This window comes from Subsaximicrobium wynnwilliamsii (genome assembly GCF_007997225.1).
Lineage (GTDB): Bacteria > Bacteroidota > Bacteroidia > Flavobacteriales > Flavobacteriaceae > Psychroserpens > Psychroserpens wynnwilliamsii.
This window is the reverse complement of record NZ_VORM01000001.1, coordinates 122,249-143,084: the sequence shown is the minus strand read 5'-3', so window position 1 is coordinate 143,084 and position 20,836 is coordinate 122,249. Positions and strand designations below refer to the sequence as shown.

The following is a 20,836-nucleotide window of genomic DNA, read 5'->3' as shown; positions in this document are numbered from 1 at the left end:
AGGACGATATATAAAAGGGGACGCCATATAATAACGTGGCACGAATTAATATAATATAACAATTTTGGGAAAAGTAACAGGATTTTTAGAATACGAAAGAGAGGACGAACCTTATGTAAAGGTTGAGACGCGGGTAAAAAACTATCAGGAATTTACCATTCCCTTAGAGGAAAAGGCGATGAAAGACCAAGGGGCGCGCTGTATGGATTGCGGAATTCCGTTTTGCCATAGCGGCTGCCCATTGGGAAATCTCATCCCAGATTTTAACGATAAAGTCTATAAAGGTCGCTGGAAGGAAGCGGCGCAGATTCTTCATGCTACCAATAACTTTCCGGAGTTTACGGGACGTTTATGCCCTGCACCTTGCGAGGAAGCTTGCGTTTTGGGCATCAATGAAGACCCGGTTTCCATAGAAAATATAGAAAAGATCATTGCTGAACGCGCCTTTGAAGAGGGTTGGATAACAGCACATCCACCAAAAATACGTACCGATAAAAAAGTGGCAGTCATAGGTTCAGGGCCTTCAGGTCTCGCAGCAGCACAGCAATTGAACCGCGCAGGCCATGAGGTTACCGTTTTTGAGCGCGATTCTAAAGTGGGCGGTTTGTTGCGCTACGGGATTCCTGACTTTAAAATGGAAAAAAAGGTCATCGATAGGCGATTGGCGATTCTAGAGGAAGAAGGCATCCACTTCAAAACCAATGCTGAGGTTGGCAAGAATATTAGTGTAGAAACCATCAAAGCCGATTTTGATGCCGTAGTTTTATGTGGAGGTGCAACGGTAAGGCGAAACATCCCTATCAAGGGAAATCATTTGAAAGGCGTGTATCAAGCTATGGACTTCCTAAAACCAAATAACCAATATGTTGACGGATTGCTAGAGTTAAAGGATATCGTTTCCGCAAAAGACAAAAATGTGATTGTGATTGGTGGAGGCGATACCGGCAGCGATTGCATTGGCACCAGCAACCGGCATGGCGCTAAATCGGTCACAAATTTTGAGATTCTGAGTAAGCCTTCCGAAGGTCGCCCCGCACATCAACCGTGGCCGTATTGGCCCATGCGCTTGAAAACGACCTCGTCCCACCAAGAAGGCGTGGAGCGCTTTTTTAGTGTCTCGACCAAAGAATTTATAGGAGACAAAAACGGAAACCTCGTGGCTCTCAAAACCGTTGAGGTCGAATGGATTTTAAAGCAAGGCGAACGCCCAGAACTCCGCGAATTGGAAGGTACCGAAAAACAATGGGAATGTGATATGGTGCTGTTGGCACTGGGCTTCACGGGGGCGGAAAAAACCTTGGCCGATCAATTTGGACTCGAAATGGATTTCAGGACCAATATCAAGGCGACCATAAAAGATTATGCCACTAACGTCAAAGGCGTTTTTGCCGCTGGCGATATGCGACGCGGACAATCACTCATTGTCTGGGCGATTTCCGAAGGTCGCGAAGCAGCGTATCACGTCGATTCTTATTTGATGGGCAGCTCTAATTTGCCAAGGAAAGATGAGGGCGATTTACCCCGAGCTTAATGCCTGCGAACTTGTATGCCGAAGGGCAGAAGCAGTCCCGATAATTATCGGGATCTTGGTCAAAAAAAACACAGACTTTCATATGGGTCACTGCGAGTTGAGAGGTTTCCGTAGCCAGAATTTGAAAGAGCAGATTTAAGGCAACTCATCCAAGGGCGCTATAGAATAACCTACAAAGTCATCAATAATAAAAGGGCAGATATTCTTATTATCCACCATCTTAGCAGGGACTTGACAAAATGAGAAATCTTATAATACCCCAAATTACTAAAAGATTAAGTTCATTGTTGTCCGATTAAACTTTTATAAACAACGATTTTGTTAACAGCAGCAAGCTTTTAGGCAAATTTTAAATATAATAGCTTGCTTAAACTCTTAAAGACATTTTAAGTTTTGGTTGTGAAAATGACAATCAGATGGGCTTAATTCTCAAATGTTTACGAATCAAGTCTTATGTCTTGCAGCGCAGCGGTCTTAAGTCTTTGTCGGACAATATTGATTTAAATTCATTGTTTTCCGATTTCACTATAGTGCTTTTTCTAAATAGTTTTCAGCAATCAAAAATTTAATCAAAGGCTTTATGCTACGCAATTTATAAAGCTTCAGAATAAGAGAATTCTCATTTTAAGAGCGAAAAATTATTCATCTGATAAATTCTTCTAAATCCACAATAAATTAACACGCCTGAACATCATAATTAGCCCAGGTCAAAACCCTGATTTTCAGTAAAATAAATAGGCACTTCGAGCCTTGGGTTTAGCTTCCGAATCCCAAATTCTAAGAGCAATGAAAATCAAGTGGTTAATTTCGTCTCATCAAATTTTATTATGAGCCAATTAAACAAGTACAGTAAAACCGTTACCCAAGACCCAACCCAGCCTGCAGCGCAAGCGATGTTGCACGCGATTGGATTAACAAAGGAAGATTTTTATAAGCCCATGGTTGGGATTGCGAGTACAGGTTATGAGGGCAACCCTTGTAATATGCATCTCAATGACTTGGCGAAATTGGTCAAGCAAGGCACCAAAAACGAGGACATCATTGGGCTCATTTTCAACACCATTGGTGTAAGTGATGGGATTTCTATGGGAACTCCAGGGATGCGCTATTCCTTGCCTTCCCGAGATATCATTGCCGACTCTATGGAAACCGTGGTGCAGGCCATGAGTTATGATGGCTTGATTACGGTTGTGGGCTGCGATAAAAATATGCCAGGCGCCTTGATGGCGATGATTCGGTTGGATAGGCCCAGCATTTTAGTTTACGGTGGCACCATCGATTCTGGTTGCCATAATGGTAAAAAACTGGATGTCGTTTCAGCATTTGAAGCTTGGGGCAGTAAGGTCGCAGGCACAATGGACGAGACCGAATATCAACATATCGTGGAGAAAGCCTGTCCGGGCGCTGGAGCCTGCGGTGGCATGTACACTGCCAATACCATGGCTTCGGCAATTGAAGCTTTGGGCATGACGCTGCCTTTTAATTCTTCCAATCCGGCTTTGAGTGATGCCAAACAGCAAGAATCAGTTAAAGCTGGCGAAGCTTTGCGATTGCTGTTGGAAAAAGATATTAAGCCCTCCGATATTATTACCAGAAAATCTTTGGAAAACGCCGTACGATTGGTCACGATTTTAGGTGGTTCTACCAATGCGGTGCTCCACTTTTTGGCCATTGCCCGAGCGGCTCAAATTGATTTTACGCTGAAGGATTTTCAGGAGATTAGTGACAATACACCATTTTTGGCCGATTTAAAGCCCAGCGGAAAATACCTCATGGAAGACGTGCATCGTGTTGGAGGCATCCCTGCGGTTTTAAAATATTTGCTGAAAAATGGCCTCATCCACGGCGACTGCTTAACAGTTACAGGGAAGACTTTGGCCGAAAACTTATTGGATGTGGATGATTTGGCGGAAGGTCAGGATGTTATAAAATCCATTGAGGAACCCATCAAGATTTCCGGACATTTAAGAATGCTCTACGGAAATTTAGCTACGGAAGGCAGCGTCGCAAAAATCACAGGTAAGGAAGGCTTGCATTTCCGCGGAAAAGCGAAAGTCTTCGAAGGCGAATATGCAGCGAACGATGGTATTCGTGACGGAAAAGTCGAAAAAGGCGACGTGGTGGTCATTCGATACGAAGGTCCAAAAGGCGGTCCTGGCATGCCCGAAATGCTCAAACCTACCGCAGCCATTATGGGTGCAGGCTTAGGAAAGGATGTCGCCCTAATTACCGACGGGCGATTTTCAGGCGGCACGCACGGATTCGTAGTGGGTCACATCACACCAGAAGCCCAAGAGGGCGGGAACCTAGCATTGGTAAAAGATGGCGATATGATTGCCATTGATGCCGAAACCAATACGATTACCATGGAAGTTTCCGAAGAAGAATTATCGAAGAGAAGACAACACTGGAAAGCACCCGCCTTGAAATTCAAACGGGGCGTCCTCTATAAATATGCAAAAACGGTTTCTTCAGCTTCAAAAGGCTGCGTAACAGATGAGTTTTGAAAACAGAATTTGCCGAGAGAAGATAGAAGATAGAACCAAGAATCAAGACATAAGAGGAACTAGAATCAAATAATAATTAAACCATCACTCAAAAGTATTCCCGCCACAGTCCCTCCTTGGGAGAGTTAGGGAGGAACAGTTTCCCTCCTTTGGAGGGATTAAGGGAGGAGAGGGTTATGGAGGAATAACAGTTTCCCTCCTTTGGAGGGATTAAGGGAGGATTAAGCCTATGAAAGCAACACAAACCATACAAAAAGAAACCAATAATTCACAAGTTACCGAGCGCATCTCGGGCAGCGAAGCCGTTATCAAATGTCTATTGGCCGAGGGCGTTGACATTTTATACGGCTATCCTGGCGGTGCCATCATGCCTGTTTATGATGAGCTATATAAGTATCAGGATAGAATCCACCATGTCATGACGCGACACGAGCAAGGGGCAACCCATGCTGCGCAGGGTTACGCCAGAATTTCTGGGAAAGTGGGCGTCGCGATTGCGACTTCTGGGCCGGGAGCGACAAACTTAATTACCGGTATCGCCGATGCGCAAATCGATTCCACACCTATGGTCTGCATTACGGGTCAAGTAGGCTCGCATTTGTTGGGCAGTGATGCCTTTCAAGAAACCGATATTGTGGGTATTTCCACACCGGTTACTAAATGGAACCACCAAATTACCAAAGCATCGCAAATTCCTGAAGTCATGGCGAAAGCATTTTATATCGCTAGAAGTGGAAGGCCAGGGCCTGTATTAATTGATATTACAAAAGACGCACAGTTTGAGGAATTCGATTTTAAGTATGAAAAATGTACAGGAATTAGAAGCTATAAACCGGTTCCTAAAACCGATGAAGCCACTTTAAAAGCGGCTGCGGAAGCTATAAATGCGGCGAAAAAACCATTTATCGTATGGGGACAGGGTGTGATTTTAGGCAAAGCGGAAGACGCGTTTAAGGCGGTTATCGAAAAAGCGGGAATCCCTTCAGCATGGACGATTTTAGGTGCTTCGGCCGTCCCAACCTCACATCCATTGAATGTAGGTATGGTAGGCATGCACGGTAATTATGCGCCTAATGTATTGACCAACGATTGCGATGTGCTCATCGCTATTGGGATGCGTTTTGACGACCGTGTTACTGGTAATCTGGCGAGTTATGCCAAACAGGCAAAAATCATCCATTTTGAAATTGACCCTGCGGAAGTGGATAAAAACGTCAAAACCGACATTGCGGTATTGGGCGATGCGAAAGCAAGTCTTGAGGCCCTATTGCCGCTGCTGGAAGAAAAAACCCATCAAGAATGGCATCAAAGATTTAAAGACTTATATGATGTGGAATATGAGAAAGTCATTAAGCACGACTTATATCCCACCAAGGAAGGCCTGACCATGGGCGAGGTTTTAAAAGAAATCAACATCCAAACCAAAGGCGATGCAGCGATTGTGAGCGATGTGGGCCAGCATCAAATGGTGGCTTGCCGGTATGCCAATTTCAATAAGACCAAAAGTAATATTACCTCTGGAGGTCTCGGCACCATGGGTTTTGCCTTACCAGCAGCCATTGGCGCAAAAATGGCGGCTCCAGACCGTGAGGTGGTCGCCATTATAGGCGATGGTGGGTACCAAATGACCATTCAGGAATTGGGCACTATTTTTCAGCAGAAAACACCAGTAAAAATCGTGGTTTTAAATAATGAATTCCTCGGAATGGTGCGCCAATGGCAACAACTCTTCTTTGAAAAACGCTACGCTTCCACAGAAATGGTAAATCCAGATTTTGTCGCCATTGCCAAAGGCTATAGCATCGCAGCCAATAAAGTGACGAAACGAGAAGATTTAAAAGAAGCGGTCAAAACCATGATGGAAACTGAAGGGCCGTATTTTCTTGAAGTGCGCGTGGAAAAAGAAGGCAATGTTTTCCCGATGATTCCTACTGGAGCAAGTGTTTCTGAGATTCGTTTGGAGTAAAAACCTGCAAGGTGTTGCCCACGAAGGAGGCCTCCTTGTAGGTCTGACCACGAAAATACATGAAGAGCCTAAAATTAGTTTAAAAAAAGAAAGAGTCTAAAATTAGATTAGAAAAAGAGCATAGAAAAGCGAGAAAAGAAAAGAGATGAGCGATTGATGAATTACGAGGTTTAATAAAATCAAATCTAGACTCTAGACTCTAGATTCCACCCTCTACCCAACTTCCCTCTAAAATAGAAAAACAATGAACGACAACATACAATACACCGTTTTTATATACACCGAAAATAATATCGGGTTGCTCAATCGTATTTCGGCGATTTTTCAGCGGAGACACATCAACATTGAGAGCATTAATTCTTCGGCTTCCGAGATTGAAAATGTCTCAAAATGGACCATTGTTGTGGAACTTTCCGAAGAGCGCATTAAAAAAATCATTGGGCAGTTAGAGAAGCAAGTGGAGGTTATCAAGGCCTTTTATCATACCGAAGATGATATCATTTATCAGGAATCCTCAATTTTTAAGATGAGGTCGGCTTTGTTGTTTGAAGAACGCCAAATTCAGAACATCATCAAAGAAAGCAACGCACGCATTGTTACGGTAAACCGAGAATTTTTTGTCATTGAGAAATCGGGCAGAAAAGAGGAAATCGATATGCTTTCAAGAGAGCTCAGTGTTTTCGGCATTATGCAATACACACGTTCGGGTCGCATTGCGGTCACTAAAGATGAAATGCGGATTTCGACCATGCTTAGGGAAGCGTTTTTGCACCATTGAAAAAATAGAGTTTAGAATATAAAGAAAAGAGAAAAGAATATAGAGAATAGAACCTAGAGCATAGACAAAAAAGACCTTAGTTTCAAATTCCTTCAAAGGTGGCTGACCTGTAAAGTGTCGCCGACGTAGGAGGCCTCCTTGTAGGTCTGAGACGATAATATAGCACGAGTCTAAAAATAGGGTAGAGCAAAGAGAATAGAGAATAGAACCTAGAGCATAGACAAAAAAGACCTTAGTTTCAAATTCCTTCAAAGGTGGCTGACCTGCAAGGTGCCGCCGACTCAGGAGGCCTCCTTGTAGGTCTGAGGATGACAGTAAAACAACAATTGAGAATTAGAGGAGAGAAAAGAACATAGAAGAGCGAGAAATAAAAAAGATGAACGATAGATAAATGATGAGGCTCAATAAAATCAAGTCTATTTTCTAGCTTCTATATTCTTTTTTCTAGAATTTTAGGGAAGCGTTTTTGCACCATTGAAAAAATAGAGTTTAGAATATAGAGAATAGAACCTAGAGCATAGACAAAAAAGACCTTAGTTTCAAATTCATTCAAAGGTGGCTGACCTGCAAAGTGTCGCCGACGTAGGAGGTCTCCTTATAGGTCTGAGGGTGATAGTAACAGCAGTTGACAATTAGAATAGAAAAGAGAACATACAAAAGAGAAAAAAGAAAAAAGATGAATGACAGAAGAATGATTAGGTTTAATAAAATCAAGTCTATACTCTAGGCTCTATTTTCTCTTCTCTAAAATTTAACAACATCAATTTTCAAAATAAATTTCAGTAAAATAAATAAAAGACATGTCAAATTACTTCAACACTTTATCATTAAGACAGCAATTGGAACAATTGGGAAAATGCCGATTTATGGACGCCTCAGAATTTGAGGATGGCGTGACCGCTTTGAAAGGCAAGAAAATCGTCATCGTAGGTTGTGGCGCGCAAGGCTTAAATCAAGGCTTGAACATGCGCGATTCTGGCTTGGATATTTCCTATGCCCTGCGCCAAGCTGCCATTGATGAAAAGCGGGAGTCCTACAAAAACGCGAGCTCAAACGGATTTACAGTTGGCAATTACGACGACTTAATTCCCACTGCCGACTTGGTGTTGAATCTCACTCCCGATAAGCAACACAGCAATGTGGTAAAAACCGTGATGCCTTTGATGAAAAAAGGAGCGACCCTAAGTTATTCGCACGGTTTCAATATTGTTGAGGAAGGCACTAAAATTCGAGAAGACTTAACGGTTATTATGGTGGCGCCAAAATGTCCTGGTACCGAGGTACGTGAGGAATACAAACGCGGTTTCGGTGTGCCCACATTAATTGCGGTACATCCTGAGAATGACCCGGAAAACAAGGGTTGGAACCAGGCCAAAGCTTATGCGGTGGCTACCGGAGGCGATAAGGCTGGCGTATTGCAGTCTTCGTTTATCGCAGAAGTAAAATCGGATTTGATGGGCGAGCAAACCATGCTGTGCGGTCTTTTGCAAACAGGTGCTATCTTGAGTTTTGATAAAATGGTTGCTGAAGGTATCGACTCTAATTACGCTGCGAAATTGATACAATATGGTTGGGAAACGATTACCGAAGCGCTGAAACATGGCGGTATCACGAATATGATGGACCGTTTATCCAATCCTGCAAAACTGAAGGCTTTTCAACTTTCCGAAGAATTGAAGGACATCATGCGCCCCTTATTTGAAAAGCACATGGACGATATCATTTCCGGACATTTCTCAAAAACCATGATGGAAGATTGGGCCAATGACGATGTGAACCTTTTGAAATGGCGTGCTGAAACCGGTGAGACGGCTTTCGAAAAAACAAAACTGACTTCAGAGCACATTTCAGAACAGGACTATTTTGACCATGGTACTTTATTAGTGGCTTTTGTAAAATCGGGTGTGGAATTGGCTTATGAGACTATGGTAAGCGCTGGGATTGTTGAGGATTCGGCGTATTATGAGTCCTTGCACGAGTTGCCTTTGATTGCCAATACCATCGCCAGAAAGAAATTATTTGAGATGAACCGTGTGATTTCCGATACTGCGGAATATGGCTGCTATTTATTTGACCATGCCTGCAAACCACTATTGGCAGATTTTATGAAATCGGTCGATACTTCGGTTATTGGGAAATCCTATTCAAATTCAAATTCAGTTGATAATATTGAATTGATTGCAGCAAATGATGCCATCAGAAACCATTCCATCGAAAAAGTTGGGAAACGATTACGCGCTGCCATGACTGCCATGAAAGTGATAAAGTCTGATGAGGTGGATGCTGAAGCATCGGTTTTGGCATCATAGTTAGTCCTCTAAGGTTTTAATCCCGAAGCTTCGGGGCTTAGAGGTCATTTAGGGAAATTTTATATGAATTGAATAAAATCAAAAGATTCCTGCCTGTGCAGGAATATACTATGCAAATAACCACCACATATTACCCAAGCTTAGCTTCCGTAGAAGCAGCTGCAAAAAAATTGGAAGGTGTTGCTGCTGTGACGCCTTTGATGAAAAATGTGCGGCATTCTAAACAATTTGAATGTAATATTCTCTTCAAGCGCGAGGATTTGCAGCAAGTGCGTTCCTATAAAATAAGAGGTGCTTACAATAAGATGTCATCCTTATCGGCTGCGGAAACCGAAAACGGAATCGTTTGTGCCAGTGCTGGAAATCACGCACAAGGTGTAGCGCTTTCTTGTAAATTACTGAAGATTAAAGGCGCGATATTTATGCCTGCGCCAACATCAAATCAAAAAATTGAACAGGTCAAAATGTTTGGTGAGGAGTTTATCGATGTGATTTTGATAGGTGATACCTATGACGATGCCTTTCATGCAGCTATGATGCACTGTGAGGATTCGCATAAAACCTTTATAAACCCATTTAACGATAAAAAAGTGATTGAAGGGCAGGCTACGGTAGGTCTGGAGATTATTGACCAAGCGCTCGAGCATCCCATCCATTATGTGTTTGTGCCGGTGGGAGGCGGCGGTTTATCGGCAGGGTTGTCTGCGGTTTTCAAGGAATTATCGCCGCAAACCAAAGTGATTGGTGTGGAACCAAAAGGTGCACCATCCATGTCTACTTCCATTAAAAACAATCAAAATACCGAGCTGGATAATATAGAGAATTTCGTGGATGGCGCTGCGGTAAAACGTGTGGGCGACCTCAATTTTGAAATCTGTAGGGCAAATCTACACGATGTGATCACTGTGGATGAAGGTAAAATATGCCAAGTCATCTTGGATCTTTACAACAAGGAAGCGATTGTGATTGAGCCTGCAGGCGCTTTGAGCATTGCCGCTTTAGACCAATATGCTGAAGAGATCAAAGGTAAAAATGTGGTTTGCGTGATAAGCGGAAGCAATAATGATATTACAAGAACTGCCGAAATTAAGGAGCGTGCATTACTATATGCCAATTTAAAACACTATTTTATTATCAAATTTCCACAACGCGCGGGAGCATTACGGGAATTTGTGGTCGAAATTTTAGGCCCAAACGATGACATCACGCATTTTGAGTACACCAAAAAAACCAATCGGGAGAATGGTGCTGCAGTAGTGGGGCTTCAGTTGAAGGATGCCAAAGACTTGCAGCCTTTGATCGCTAGAATGAAATTGCGCAACTTTTTTGGGGACTACCTTAATGACAAACCTGATTTATTTCAATTTTTAGTATAAACATAAAATAACACGATGACCATTCCAGAAAAATTTCAAATAAAGTCCGAAATAAAACAAGACACCTACCTAATAAATGGCGAATTAAGACCATGGACTGGCGAATCTTCAGAGGTGTATTCCTCAATTTCCTCTACGAAAGATTACAAACCAACCTTATTAGGAACTATCCCAACCTTGGGTGAAACTGAAGCTTTGGAAGCGCTTGATGCTGCAGTCAATGCATACGATAAAGGACAAGGGCTTTGGCCAACCATGAAGGTCAAAGACCGTATAATATGCATGGAGAAGTTTGTGATTCAAATGAAAACCAAACGTGATGAGGTGGTTAAACTGTTGATGTGGGAAATTGGAAAAAGCTTACCAGATTCTGAAAAAGAATTTGATCGTACGGTCGATTATATCTACAATACTATAGAAGAATATAAGCAATTGGATCGGGACAACGCCAAATTTGAAAAGCATGATGGCGTTCGTGCACACATTAGACGCGGTCCTTTAGGTGTTGTACTCTGCTTGGGTCCCTATAATTATCCGCTCAATGAAACTTTTGCGCTATTGATTCCTGCATTGATTATGGGGAATACTGCGATTTTCAAACCTGCAAAGTTTGGCGTATTGCTAATTTCTCCTTTGTTGGAAGCCTTCCGCAGTAGTTTTCCAAAAGGTGTGGTCAACATTATTTATGGTCGTGGTCGCACGGTTGCAAGTCCAATCATGAAAACTGGAAAAGTGGATGTGTTGGCTTTAATTGGAAATAGTAAATCGGCTAATGCCTTGCAGAACCAACACCCAAAAAGCAACCGTTTGAGACTGGTGTTGGGCTTGGAAGCAAAAAATCCTGCTATAGTTCTAAAAGATGCCGATTTAGATTTGGCGATTGATGAGTGCATTTCAGGAACAACCTCATTCAACGGTCAGCGCTGTACAGCATTGAAAATTGTTTATGTACATGAAGACATCGTAGAAGAATTCAATAAGCGCTTTTCGGCCAAAGTCGATGCGCTTAAGTTTGGAAACCCTTGGGACGATGGAGTAAAATTGACACCACTCCCAGAGCCAGATAAACCAGCCTACATTCAAGAGTTGATTGATGACGCGTTAGAAAAAGGAGCAAAAATATTGAATGAGAAGGGCGGTAAAACCACCGACAATTATATCTATCCAGCGGTATTGTATCCGGTAACAAAAGACATGCGTGTTTTTCAAGAAGAGCAGTTTGGCCCTGTGATTCCGGTGCTTTCTTTTAGCGATATTGATAAGCCTTTAGATGACATGGCAGCTTCCAATTATGGCCAACAAGTGAGTTTGTTTGGTAGTGATGTCAAGACCTTGGCGCCACTCATTGATGCCTTGGTAAACTTAGTATGTAGGGTCAATTTGAACAGTTCTTGCCAACGTGGGCCAGATGTGTATCCGTTTACGGGAAGAAAGGATTCTGCAGTGGGCACTTTGAGTGTTTATGACGCCTTGCGCTCATTCTCCATCCGTACATTTGTGGCTTCTAAAGACAATGATTATAACAATGCCATTCTCGAAAATTTGTTGGATAGTAAAGCGTCAAACTTCGTGAGCACCGATTATTTATTGTAAAAAAACACTTTTAAAATAAATTGAGTTGAAAAATAAAATAGTACATTTGAATATGATCATCAATCAAAATACTAGACGTCCCGAGTGTCCCGCACAATTTTTGCGCAGGCGCTGTGCATTCTGAATCTTAAAAAGAAGCCATTAACGTTTATATTTTTTATTTTGAGTCATTTCCACTTCATATCTTATTTTTCAAATAGCCTTGCTTTAACGAGCAAAGCCTTGAGGAGATTCCCCATGGTGTTGCGTCGCCCTTTGGGTGTACACTCTATTTTTTGAACTTAGGTGAGTCCGGTTCTTTCTCAAAACACAATCTCAATATTATTTTAATTTATAAATCAAAACAATGGACATTGTTATTGCTAACAAATCCCATTCGGTCTATGCCCAGATTATTTGCGATACCATAGCGGAATCAGCGAAAGATAGAGGTACAGGCATCGCCAAGCGTACCCCAGAATACATCATTAGCAAAATGGAAAATGGCAACGCTGTCATTGCGCTGGATGGTGAGAACTTCGCGGGTTTCTGCTATATTGAAGCGTGGAGCCACGCGAAATTCGTGGCCAATTCGGGCTTGATTGTTTATCCCAGCTATCGTAAAATGGGCTTGGCCAAGCAAATCAAACAGAAAATATTCGACCACTCCCGTAAAAAATTTCCAGATTCTAAGGTGTTCAGCATTACTACAGGATTGGCGGTCATGAAAATGAATAGCGATTTGGGTTATAAACCCGTCACGTTTTCAGAATTGACCGATGACGAATCCTTTTGGAACGGCTGCCAAACCTGTAAAAACTATGATGTGCTGCAACGTACCGAGCAAAAAATGTGTTTGTGTACGGGCATGTTATACGATCCAAAAGCAAAACATAGCATTGAGAGTCAGGAGCATGTTTACGACAAGAAAGTGTGGACGCGTTTGAAAAACATCAAACAAACCATGCTATTGAGAAAAGTTAAAAATCAAACTAATGAAGGAAGCAACTAATTCTTCTTCGGAAGCGCAATCGCAAAGCAAGAAATCGGGTAAATTGGTTTTGGCCTACAGTGGTGGCTTGGATACTTCCTACTGCGCTGTGAGCTTAAGCAAAGCGGGCTACGAGGTGCATTCGGTAAGCGTCAACACAGGCGGTTTTTCTTCCGAAGAAATAGAACACATTGAGAGCAATGCCTATAAAATGGGTGTTTCTACTTATAAGAATATCGATGCGGTGGCTTCCTATTATGAGAAAGTCATCAAATATTTAATCTTCGGAAACGTGCTTAAAAATAACACCTATCCGCTTTCAGTAAGTGCAGAACGCATCATTCAAGCCATTGAAATTGTGGAATACGCCAAAAGTATTGATGCCCAATTCATTGCCCACGGAAGCACCGGCGCAGGAAACGACCAAGTGCGTTTCGATATGATTTTCCAAACCTTGGCGCCTCATATCGAAATCATAACGCCCATTAGGGACCAGAAATTAACGCGTCAGGAAGAAATCGATTACCTCAAGCAACATGGGGTGGATTCGTCTTGGGAAAAATCCAAGTATTCCATCAACAAAGGCCTTTGGGGCACCAGTGTTGGCGGGGAAGAAACCTTGACTTCGGAAAAACCTTTGCCAGATTCCGCTTATCCGTCGCAATTGAAACATTCCGACCCAGAAAAAGTGCTGTTGCGTTTTTTGGAAGGCGAATTGGTTGCGGTCAATGGCGTTGAGAACAGTCCTGAAATTAATATTGAGGTGCTTAATGATATGGCCTCCGCCTATGCCATTGGTCGCGACATTCATGTGGGCGATACCATTGTGGGCATCAAGGGGCGCGTTGGTTTTGAGGCGCCTGCGGCCTTAGTCATCATCAAAGCGCATCATTTATTGGAAAAACATACTTTGACCAAATGGCAATTACAGCATAAGGATTATTTATCCAGTTTCTACGGAATGCATTTGCACGAAGGTCAATATCTGGACCCTGTGATGCGCAACATGGAAGCCTTTCTAGAGAGCAGCCAGGCACAAGTTTCCGGAGAAGTCATCGTTACCTTAAAACCCTATCATTTTTCTTTGGATGGCATTCGCTCTGAACACGATTTGATGAACGCCAAATTCGGCGCATATGGCGAGGTAAACTCAGGTTGGACCGCAGAAGAGGCCAAGGGCTTCATCAAAATATTCGCCAATCAAAACAAGATATACCATCAAGTAAATCAAACATTATGATAGGAGTTGGCATTGTTGGAGGCGCAGGTTATACTGCTGGGGAATTGATTCGGTTGTTGCTCAATCATAAGGAAGCGAAACTCGATTTCGTTTACAGCACCTCAAATGCGGGAAACAAACTTTCAAAGGTGCATCAGGATTTGGTGGGCAGTACCGATTTGAAGTTTTCCAGCGACTTGAATCCCGAAGTGGATGTGTTGTTTTTATGTTTAGGCCACGGGCATTCCAAAGCTTTTTTAGAGAGTAACGCATTTTCTGAAAGCACAAAGATTATCGATTTGAGCAACGATTTCCGACTAGAACATGACCAACATTTTAAAGGTATGGATTTCATTTACGGCTTGCCTGAATTGTTTAAGGAAGACATCAAAACAGCAAATTACATCGCTAATCCAGGCTGTTTTGCGACTGCTATCCAATTGGCCATTTTACCCTTGGCAGACATACATCTACTGAAGGCAGACATTCACGTCAACGCAGTGACAGGCGCTACAGGAGCGGGAACGGCTCTTTCCGAAACCACACATTTTACCTATCGCGATAATAACTTTTCACATTACAAGAGTTTCACGCATCAACATTTGGGCGAAATCAACGAGCGTATTAAGCAATTACAAACCAATTTTTCTTCGGAAGTACTTTTCATTCCTAACCGAGGTAATTTTTCCAGAGGGATTTTTGCAACTGCCTACACCAATTTTGAAGGCAGCTTGCAAGAGGCAAAAAGGCTGTATTTGGAATTTTATAAAGACGCTGCGTTTACCGTGGTTTGCGAGGAGGATATTCATCTGAAACAAGTGGTCAACACCAACAAATGTCTGTTGCACTTACAGAAGCACAATAACAAATTATTGATCACAAGTTGTATCGATAACCTCTTAAAAGGCGCTTCAGGCCAAGCGGTTCAAAATATGAATCTCATGTTTGGTTTTGAGGAGACGGAAGGGTTGAGGCTGAAGGCGAATTATTTTTAAAGAATTAGAAAAGGAGACTGAAGACGGAAGAGGGAAGAGGGAAGACGGAAGACGGAAGACGGGAGAGGGCAGACGGAAGACAGAGCATACGAAAGACCTGTCAGGTTTTCATCCCGAAAGCTTTCGGGACAGAAAGGTCTAAAAAAACAAGTTTAATGAAACAGATAACCGCTTTCGCGGTCACTAAGATGAAAATAGCAATTATAGGCACCGGCAATTTAGGGAAATCCATCGCAAAAGGCTTGGTTACCACCAACGCCATAACCACACTTTGGCTCACAAAACGCAATTTGGAATCCATTTCAGACTTTGAAGGCTACAAAAACGTAAGCTTGACCAGTGATAATCTGGAAGCGGTACAGAAGTCGGATATTTTGATTTTAGCAGTGCAGCCTTCACATTTGGAAAGTATTTTGAACGACATTAAGTTATCGCTAACTGAAAGACACATTATTATCTCTACGGTTACCGGATTCTCGATTGCTAAGATAGAAGCCATCGTGGGGCAGGAGCAATTCATCATCAGGGCCATGCCAAATACCGCGATTGCGGTTGGGAAATCCATGACCTGTTTATGCAGTAACGGGCAAGGCTCCAAGCGAATTAAGGTTGCAGAAGCGATTTTCAACCGATTGGGGCATTCTTTGGTCATTCCTGAAACTCAGATGCAAGCTGCCACCGTGGTTTGCGCCAGCGGGATTGCCTTTTGGATGCGACTCATTCGTGCCAGCACCCAAGCCGCCATACAATTGGGTTTTGATGCCAAGGAAGCTCAGGAATTGGCGATGTACACCAGTGAAGGCGCTGCAAGTCTATTGATTCAGAATAAAAAACATCCCGAAGAGGAAATAGACCGCGTAACCACACCAAAAGGCTGCACCATAGAAGGCCTGAACGAAATGGAACACAAAGGTTTAAGCTCGTCCTTGATTCAAGGGATGGTGGCGTCGTTTAACAAAATTAGTAACATAAAGAAAGAGCAGATTTAAAATAAAAAGAGTGCGTCTCCCGATAATTATCTGGATAGCAATGACATATTGGAGCGACCTGCAAGGTTTGCAAACCGCCCTAAATGCTTTGCGCGCCGACCTGCAAAGTTAGCACGCCGACCTGCAAGGTTTCAAAAACCTTGTAGGTCTGAATTGAAAAATAATTACCATCAACTCAAACGAACTGTTTGAAAACATAAACCCATGAACCTATTCAACGTTTATCCCTTATACGATGTGACGCCAGTAAGCGCCAAAGATGTTTATGTCTATGACGGCAAAGGCGTGGAATACCTCGATTTATATGGTGGGCACGCGGTAATTTCCATTGGGCATTCGCATCCTGAATATGTTTCGGCGATTTGCTATCAAGTTGAAAAATTAGGTTTTTATAGCAACGCGATTCAGAATCCGCTGCAGGAAGAATTGGCAAAGCGATTGGGCAGACTTTCAAACTGTGAAGACTACCAATTATTTTTGTGCAGTTCTGGTGCGGAAGCCAATGAGAATGCCTTAAAATTGGCCTCTTTTCACAATGGAAAAAAGAAGATTTTAGCTTTTAATAATGCCTTTCACGGAAGAACCTCTGCAGCGGTTGCAGCTACCGACAATCCTAAAATCGTAGCGCCTTTAAACGCACAACAGCAAGTCGATTTTGTGGCATTGGGCGATTTGGAAGCGGTGGAAGCCATTCTAAAAAAAGAGGAAACCTGCGCAGTAATCATTGAATGCATCCAAGGCGTTGGCGGTTTGGATGAATCCACTTCCGGATTTTATCAAGGTCTCGAAAAATTGTGCAAGCAGTACAACACCGTTTTTATCGCCGATGAAGTGCAATCCGGATTTGGAAGAACAGGCGATTTTTTCGCCTTTCAAAAACATGGCTTAACTCCAGATATCATTTCTATAGCTAAAGGTATGGGCAACGGATTTCCAGTTGGAGGTATTTTGATTCATCCTGAAATTAAGGCCTCTTTTGGTTTGTTGGGCACCACTTTTGGCGGTAACCATCTCGCCTGTGTTGCGACTTTATCGGTTTTAAAGGTTTTGGAAACAGAACAATTGACGGAAAATGTGAAGCGTGTTTCAGACTATTTCCGAAGTAAAACAGAAGGTTTGCCCGGCTTGAAATCAGTCAAAGGTAGAGGTTTGATGTTAGGCTTGGAGTTTGAGTTTCCAATTTCAGAATTGCGAAAAGCTCTTATTTACGAGCATCACATTTTTACGGGAAGTGCAAAAAATCCTAATTTGATTCGCATTCTTCCGCCATTGACCATTCAGGAAAAGCACATAGATAAATTGTTTGAGGCACTTCGTTACGAACTAAAATGACGTGACAAACTAAACCTAACAGGTTTCTAAAACCTGTTAGGTTTGAACCCCAAAGCACGCAAATCGACCAACCTGCAAGGTCTTAAAGACCTTGTAGGTTTGATAAAATTTTAAATTGAGAACGAAATTAACATTCCCCTTAGGTTCCGATAGTTATCGACGTTAGGGGAAAGCATAAAAGATACCCGCTTTCGCGGACAGGGCATGAAAAAATACACACAAATCAACGACATCAAAAATCTACAGGAACTCATAAAAGAAGCCATTTTGCTGAAAATGAATCCGTACGAGTATGCCCATTTGGGCAAGCATAAAACCTTGGTCATGTTGTTTTTCAATGCCAGTTTGCGAACGCGTTTGAGTACCGAAAAAGCTGCTCGAAACTTGGGCATGAACGTTAGCATTCTCAACGTCAACGACGCTTGGAACATCGAGTTTGAAGATGGCGGCATAATGAACACCAACAGTACCGAACACATCAAGGAAGCAGCGAAAGTGATTTCACAATATGCCGATGTGATTGCGGTTCGCGCATTCCCGAGTTTAACCGATAAGGCCAAAGACCAGTCTGAATACGTGTTGCGCAGTTTCGAAAAATATGCAACGGTGCCAATTATTAACATGGAAAGCGCCACCGCCCACCCGCTTCAGGCCTTGACCGATGCGATTACCATTTCAGAATTGGCCGATAAACCAAGGCCTAAAGTGGTTTTGTCTTGGGCACCACATCCTAAAGCTTTGCCGCAGGCAGTCGCCAATTCCTTTGTGGAAATGATGCAGATGATGGAAGTTGATTTTAGCATCACGCATCCCGAGGGGTATGAACTGGATGAAGCGATTACGAAAAACACACCCATCAATCACAAGCAAACGGAAGCTTTAAAAGATGCCGATTTTGTGTATGTCAAAAACTGGAGCAATTTTAAGGACTACGGAAAAATTTTAAACCAAGACCCCAATTGGATGATGACCGAAGCAAAATTGGGTAAGGCAAAATTTATGCACTGTTTACCGGTAAGGCGGAATGTGGTGGTCGAGGACGCGGTGTTGGATGGCGACAATTCCCTAGTGATAAAGCAAGCTAACAATCGCACTTTTGCAGCGCAAGTAGTGCTAAAACATATTTTGGAAGGTTTGTAGTGATGAGCAACACCGTTGGACTTCGTTATAGACCTCACCGTCCCGAAAGCTTTCGGGACTGTGAGGTCTGATGAGCGGTTTGTTCGGAACTCTTAGCGTCGGATTTATGAAACTATTGAACTACTTATAAAATCAGAGCTGAAATTAAAAGATACCCGCTTTCGCGGGCACAAAGATGAAAACACTAAAAATCATAAAAATTGGAGGGAATATAATTGATGATGCGTCTAGCTTGTCCGCATTTATAGAACTGTTCGCCAAATTGGAAGGCCCAAAAATCCTGATTCACGGTGGGGGCAAACTGGCCACAAAACTTGCGACCGATTTAGGGATGGAGGTCAACATGATTGATGGCAGGCGCGTGACCAATGCTGCAACTTTAGACATCATTACCATGGTCTATGCCGGTAAAATCAACAAGAACATCGTCGTGCAATTGCAGGCGAAACATTGCAATGCGATTGGATTTTCTGGTGCCGATGGCAATACCATTGTTTCTAAAAAGAGACCGGCAACACCAATTGATTATGGTTTTGCTGGCGATATAGCGCAAGTGAACACTGCTGTTTTGGAAGTGTTGTTAACGCAAGGGGTTGCGCCAGTGTTCTGTGCCTTGACCCATGACCAAAACGGACAACTATTAAACACAAATGCCGACACGATTGCTTCAGAATTGGCCATTGCTTTTGCGAACACCTATGAGACAGAATTGTATTATTGCTTCGAAAAAAATGGTGTGCTTCGAGACGTGGACGATGAAACTTCCGTTATTAAACACATTAGTACTGAAAATTATCAAGATTTGATGCAACAACGTATCATTTCCGAAGGCATGCTGCCCAAACTCCTTAATTGCATTTATGCGATTCAGAAGAATGTCAATAAAGTATGCATCGGTAAACCCGAAATGTTGAGTAACCCGAATGCTAATTTTACAACCATCACCAAATGATCGCGACACTTACACAAGAGGCCATTGCCTTACTGAAAAATCTAATTGAGACCCAGTCTTTTTCTTCTGAAGAGGATAAAACGGCTGAGCTGATTGAGCAATGGTTCAAAACGCATAACATTGACGCTACAAGAACGAAAAACAATGTTTGGGCAGTCAATAAAAATTTTGAGGAAGCCAAGCCAACCCTATTGTTGAACTCGCATCACGACACCGTCAAACCAAATTCTGCCTATACCAAAGACCCTTTTAAGGCAATTGTTGCCGATGGTAAATTATTCGGTCTTGGCAGCAACGATGCTGGTGGTTGTTTGGTGTCTTTGTTGGCGACGTTTACCTATTTCTATGAACACGAAGATTTGAATTATAATTTGGTCATGGTGGCTTCCGCAGAAGAGGAAAATAGTGGGTCAAATGGGTTGAACAGCATGCTGCAAATCATGCCAAAGGTGGATGTTGCCATTGTGGGCGAACCCACTTTGATGCAACTTGCCATTGCAGAGAAGGGGCTGGTGGTATTTGATGCCAAAGTAAAGGGCAGGCCAAGTCATGCAGCGCATCCCAATCCCGATAATGCCATTTATAATTGCATTGAGGTGCTGCAATGGTTTAAGGATTATAGCTTCAAAAAGACCTCTGAGACTTTGGGCGAGGTAAAGATGACGGTCTCGCAAATCAAGGCTGGGGAACAACACAATGCGATTCCGGCGGAAGTGGATTTGGTCATCGATGTGCGGGTCAACGATTGTTACAGCAATGCGGAAATTGCAGAAATGCTCCAAAACGAATCGCCTTGCGATAGCATAATACCTCGAAGTTTAAGGTTAAATTCCTCTTCCATTCCCAAAGAGCATCCCTTGGTGCAGTCAGGTTTGGCCATGGGACGCGAAACTTATGGGTCGCCAACCTTGTCGGACCAAGCGGTGTTGGCTTGTCCGTCATTGAAACTGGGTCCAGGAGATAGCACACGCTCGCATTCTGCAGATGAGTTTATTTATTTAAAGGAAATTGAGGAAGGTATTGGGTTGTATGTTGAATTGCTGGAGCGGATATTCTGAATATAGAATTAAGACGGTTTTACCGACCTGCAAGGTTTCAAAAACCTTGTAGGTCTAACTACTGATTCAGTCAAAAAAGAAATTAATTAAAAAAAGATGGCGGGAAGCGATTCCTGCTTTC

The 20,836-nt window shown here is 42.7% G+C and carries 15 protein-coding genes; all 15 read left to right on the top strand.

From position 1 onward, the window contains the following. Positions 1-64: 64 nt before the first annotated feature. The 15 genes from ESY88_RS00605 (at position 65) to ESY88_RS00535 (ending at position 20,715) form a co-directional block, all read left to right on the top strand. A complete protein-coding gene (locus ESY88_RS00605; protein WP_147084912.1) occupies positions 65-1,531 on the top strand; it encodes a glutamate synthase subunit beta in 1,467 nt (488 codons plus the stop codon). Between the two features lie 827 nt (positions 1,532-2,358). Continuing rightward, positions 2,359-4,038: a dihydroxy-acid dehydratase gene (gene ilvD, locus ESY88_RS00600; protein ID WP_147084911.1), complete on the top strand. Its 1,680-nt coding sequence runs from the start codon at positions 2,359-2,361 to the stop codon at positions 4,036-4,038. Positions 4,039-4,267: 229 nt separating this feature from the next. Beyond that, complete coding sequence (gene ilvB / locus ESY88_RS00595) at positions 4,268-6,004, top strand: biosynthetic-type acetolactate synthase large subunit (protein WP_147084910.1); 1,737 nt, start codon at positions 4,268-4,270, stop codon at positions 6,002-6,004. A 244-nt stretch (positions 6,005-6,248) separates the two neighbouring features. Further along, positions 6,249-6,782 (top strand): acetolactate synthase small subunit, encoded by a 534-nt coding sequence (ilvN, locus tag ESY88_RS00590; protein ID WP_147084909.1) that lies wholly within the window; start codon positions 6,249-6,251, stop codon positions 6,780-6,782. 800 nt (positions 6,783-7,582) lie between these two features. Beyond that, entirely contained in the window at positions 7,583-9,091 is a 1,509-nt protein-coding gene (ilvC, locus tag ESY88_RS00585; protein ID WP_147084908.1) for a ketol-acid reductoisomerase, read from the top strand. A 110-nt stretch (positions 9,092-9,201) separates the two neighbouring features. Then, complete coding sequence (gene ilvA / locus ESY88_RS00580; RefSeq protein ID WP_147085066.1) at positions 9,202-10,467, top strand: threonine ammonia-lyase; 1,266 nt, start codon at positions 9,202-9,204, stop codon at positions 10,465-10,467. 15 nt (positions 10,468-10,482) lie between these two features. After that, positions 10,483-12,060 carry an NADP-dependent glyceraldehyde-3-phosphate dehydrogenase gene (locus ESY88_RS00575; RefSeq protein ID WP_147084907.1) on the top strand — a complete coding sequence of 526 codons (1,578 nt, stop codon included), beginning with the start codon at positions 10,483-10,485 and terminating at the stop codon, positions 12,058-12,060. Positions 12,061-12,406: 346 nt separating this feature from the next. Continuing rightward, positions 12,407-13,051: a GNAT family N-acetyltransferase gene (locus ESY88_RS00570; protein WP_147084906.1), complete on the top strand. Its 645-nt coding sequence runs from the start codon at positions 12,407-12,409 to the stop codon at positions 13,049-13,051. Next, the gene (locus ESY88_RS00565; RefSeq protein ID WP_147084905.1) at positions 13,035-14,270 is read left to right on the top strand and encodes an argininosuccinate synthase; all 1,236 of its coding nucleotides are present in this window, start codon (positions 13,035-13,037) and stop codon (positions 14,268-14,270) included. The genes ESY88_RS00570 and ESY88_RS00565 overlap by 17 nt, the downstream gene beginning before the upstream one ends. Beyond that, entirely contained in the window at positions 14,267-15,244 is a 978-nt protein-coding gene (argC, locus tag ESY88_RS00560) for an N-acetyl-gamma-glutamyl-phosphate reductase (RefSeq protein WP_147084904.1), read from the top strand. Before ESY88_RS00565 ends, argC begins: the two co-directional genes overlap by 4 nt. A 188-nt stretch (positions 15,245-15,432) precedes the next feature. Next, positions 15,433-16,233 carry a pyrroline-5-carboxylate reductase gene (gene proC / locus ESY88_RS00555; protein ID WP_147085065.1) on the top strand — a complete coding sequence of 267 codons (801 nt, stop codon included), beginning with the start codon at positions 15,433-15,435 and terminating at the stop codon, positions 16,231-16,233. A 204-nt stretch (positions 16,234-16,437) separates the two neighbouring features. Next, positions 16,438-17,565, top strand: a complete 1,128-nt coding sequence (locus ESY88_RS00550; RefSeq protein WP_147084903.1) for an aspartate aminotransferase family protein — start codon at positions 16,438-16,440, stop codon at positions 17,563-17,565. A gap of 204 nt (positions 17,566-17,769) precedes the next feature. Then, entirely contained in the window at positions 17,770-18,705 is a 936-nt protein-coding gene (locus ESY88_RS00545) for a Rossmann-fold NAD(P)-binding domain-containing protein (RefSeq protein ID WP_147084902.1), read from the top strand. Positions 18,706-18,880: 175 nt separating this feature from the next. After that, positions 18,881-19,657 carry an acetylglutamate kinase gene (gene argB, locus ESY88_RS00540; protein WP_147084901.1) on the top strand — a complete coding sequence of 259 codons (777 nt, stop codon included), beginning with the start codon at positions 18,881-18,883 and terminating at the stop codon, positions 19,655-19,657. Next, positions 19,654-20,715, top strand: a complete 1,062-nt coding sequence (locus ESY88_RS00535) for a M20 family metallo-hydrolase (RefSeq protein ID WP_147084900.1) — start codon at positions 19,654-19,656, stop codon at positions 20,713-20,715. Before argB ends, ESY88_RS00535 begins: the two co-directional genes overlap by 4 nt. The last annotated feature ends 121 nt before the right edge of the window (positions 20,716-20,836 follow it).

Coding starts and splice junctions, on each gene's coding strand:
- ESY88_RS00570 (WP_147084906.1), top strand. CDS start 12,407: ATGGACATTGTTATTGCTAACAAATCCCATTCGGTCTATGCCCAGATT.
- ESY88_RS00565 (WP_147084905.1), top strand. CDS start 13,035: ATGAAGGAAGCAACTAATTCTTCTTCGGAAGCGCAATCGCAAAGCAAG.
- ESY88_RS00550 (WP_147084903.1), top strand. CDS start 16,438: ATGAACCTATTCAACGTTTATCCCTTATACGATGTGACGCCAGTAAGC.
- ilvN (WP_147084909.1), top strand. CDS start 6,249: ATGAACGACAACATACAATACACCGTTTTTATATACACCGAAAATAAT.
- proC (WP_147085065.1), top strand. CDS start 15,433: ATGAAAATAGCAATTATAGGCACCGGCAATTTAGGGAAATCCATCGCA.
- ESY88_RS00545 (WP_147084902.1), top strand. CDS start 17,770: ATGAAAAAATACACACAAATCAACGACATCAAAAATCTACAGGAACTC.
- ESY88_RS00575 (WP_147084907.1), top strand. CDS start 10,483: ATGACCATTCCAGAAAAATTTCAAATAAAGTCCGAAATAAAACAAGAC.
- ilvA (WP_147085066.1), top strand. CDS start 9,202: ATGCAAATAACCACCACATATTACCCAAGCTTAGCTTCCGTAGAAGCA.
- ilvB (WP_147084910.1), top strand. CDS start 4,268: ATGAAAGCAACACAAACCATACAAAAAGAAACCAATAATTCACAAGTT.
- ilvD (WP_147084911.1), top strand. CDS start 2,359: ATGAGCCAATTAAACAAGTACAGTAAAACCGTTACCCAAGACCCAACC.
- argB (WP_147084901.1), top strand. CDS start 18,881: ATGAAAACACTAAAAATCATAAAAATTGGAGGGAATATAATTGATGAT.
- ESY88_RS00535 (WP_147084900.1), top strand. CDS start 19,654: ATGATCGCGACACTTACACAAGAGGCCATTGCCTTACTGAAAAATCTA.
- argC (WP_147084904.1), top strand. CDS start 14,267: ATGATAGGAGTTGGCATTGTTGGAGGCGCAGGTTATACTGCTGGGGAA.
- ilvC (WP_147084908.1), top strand. CDS start 7,583: ATGTCAAATTACTTCAACACTTTATCATTAAGACAGCAATTGGAACAA.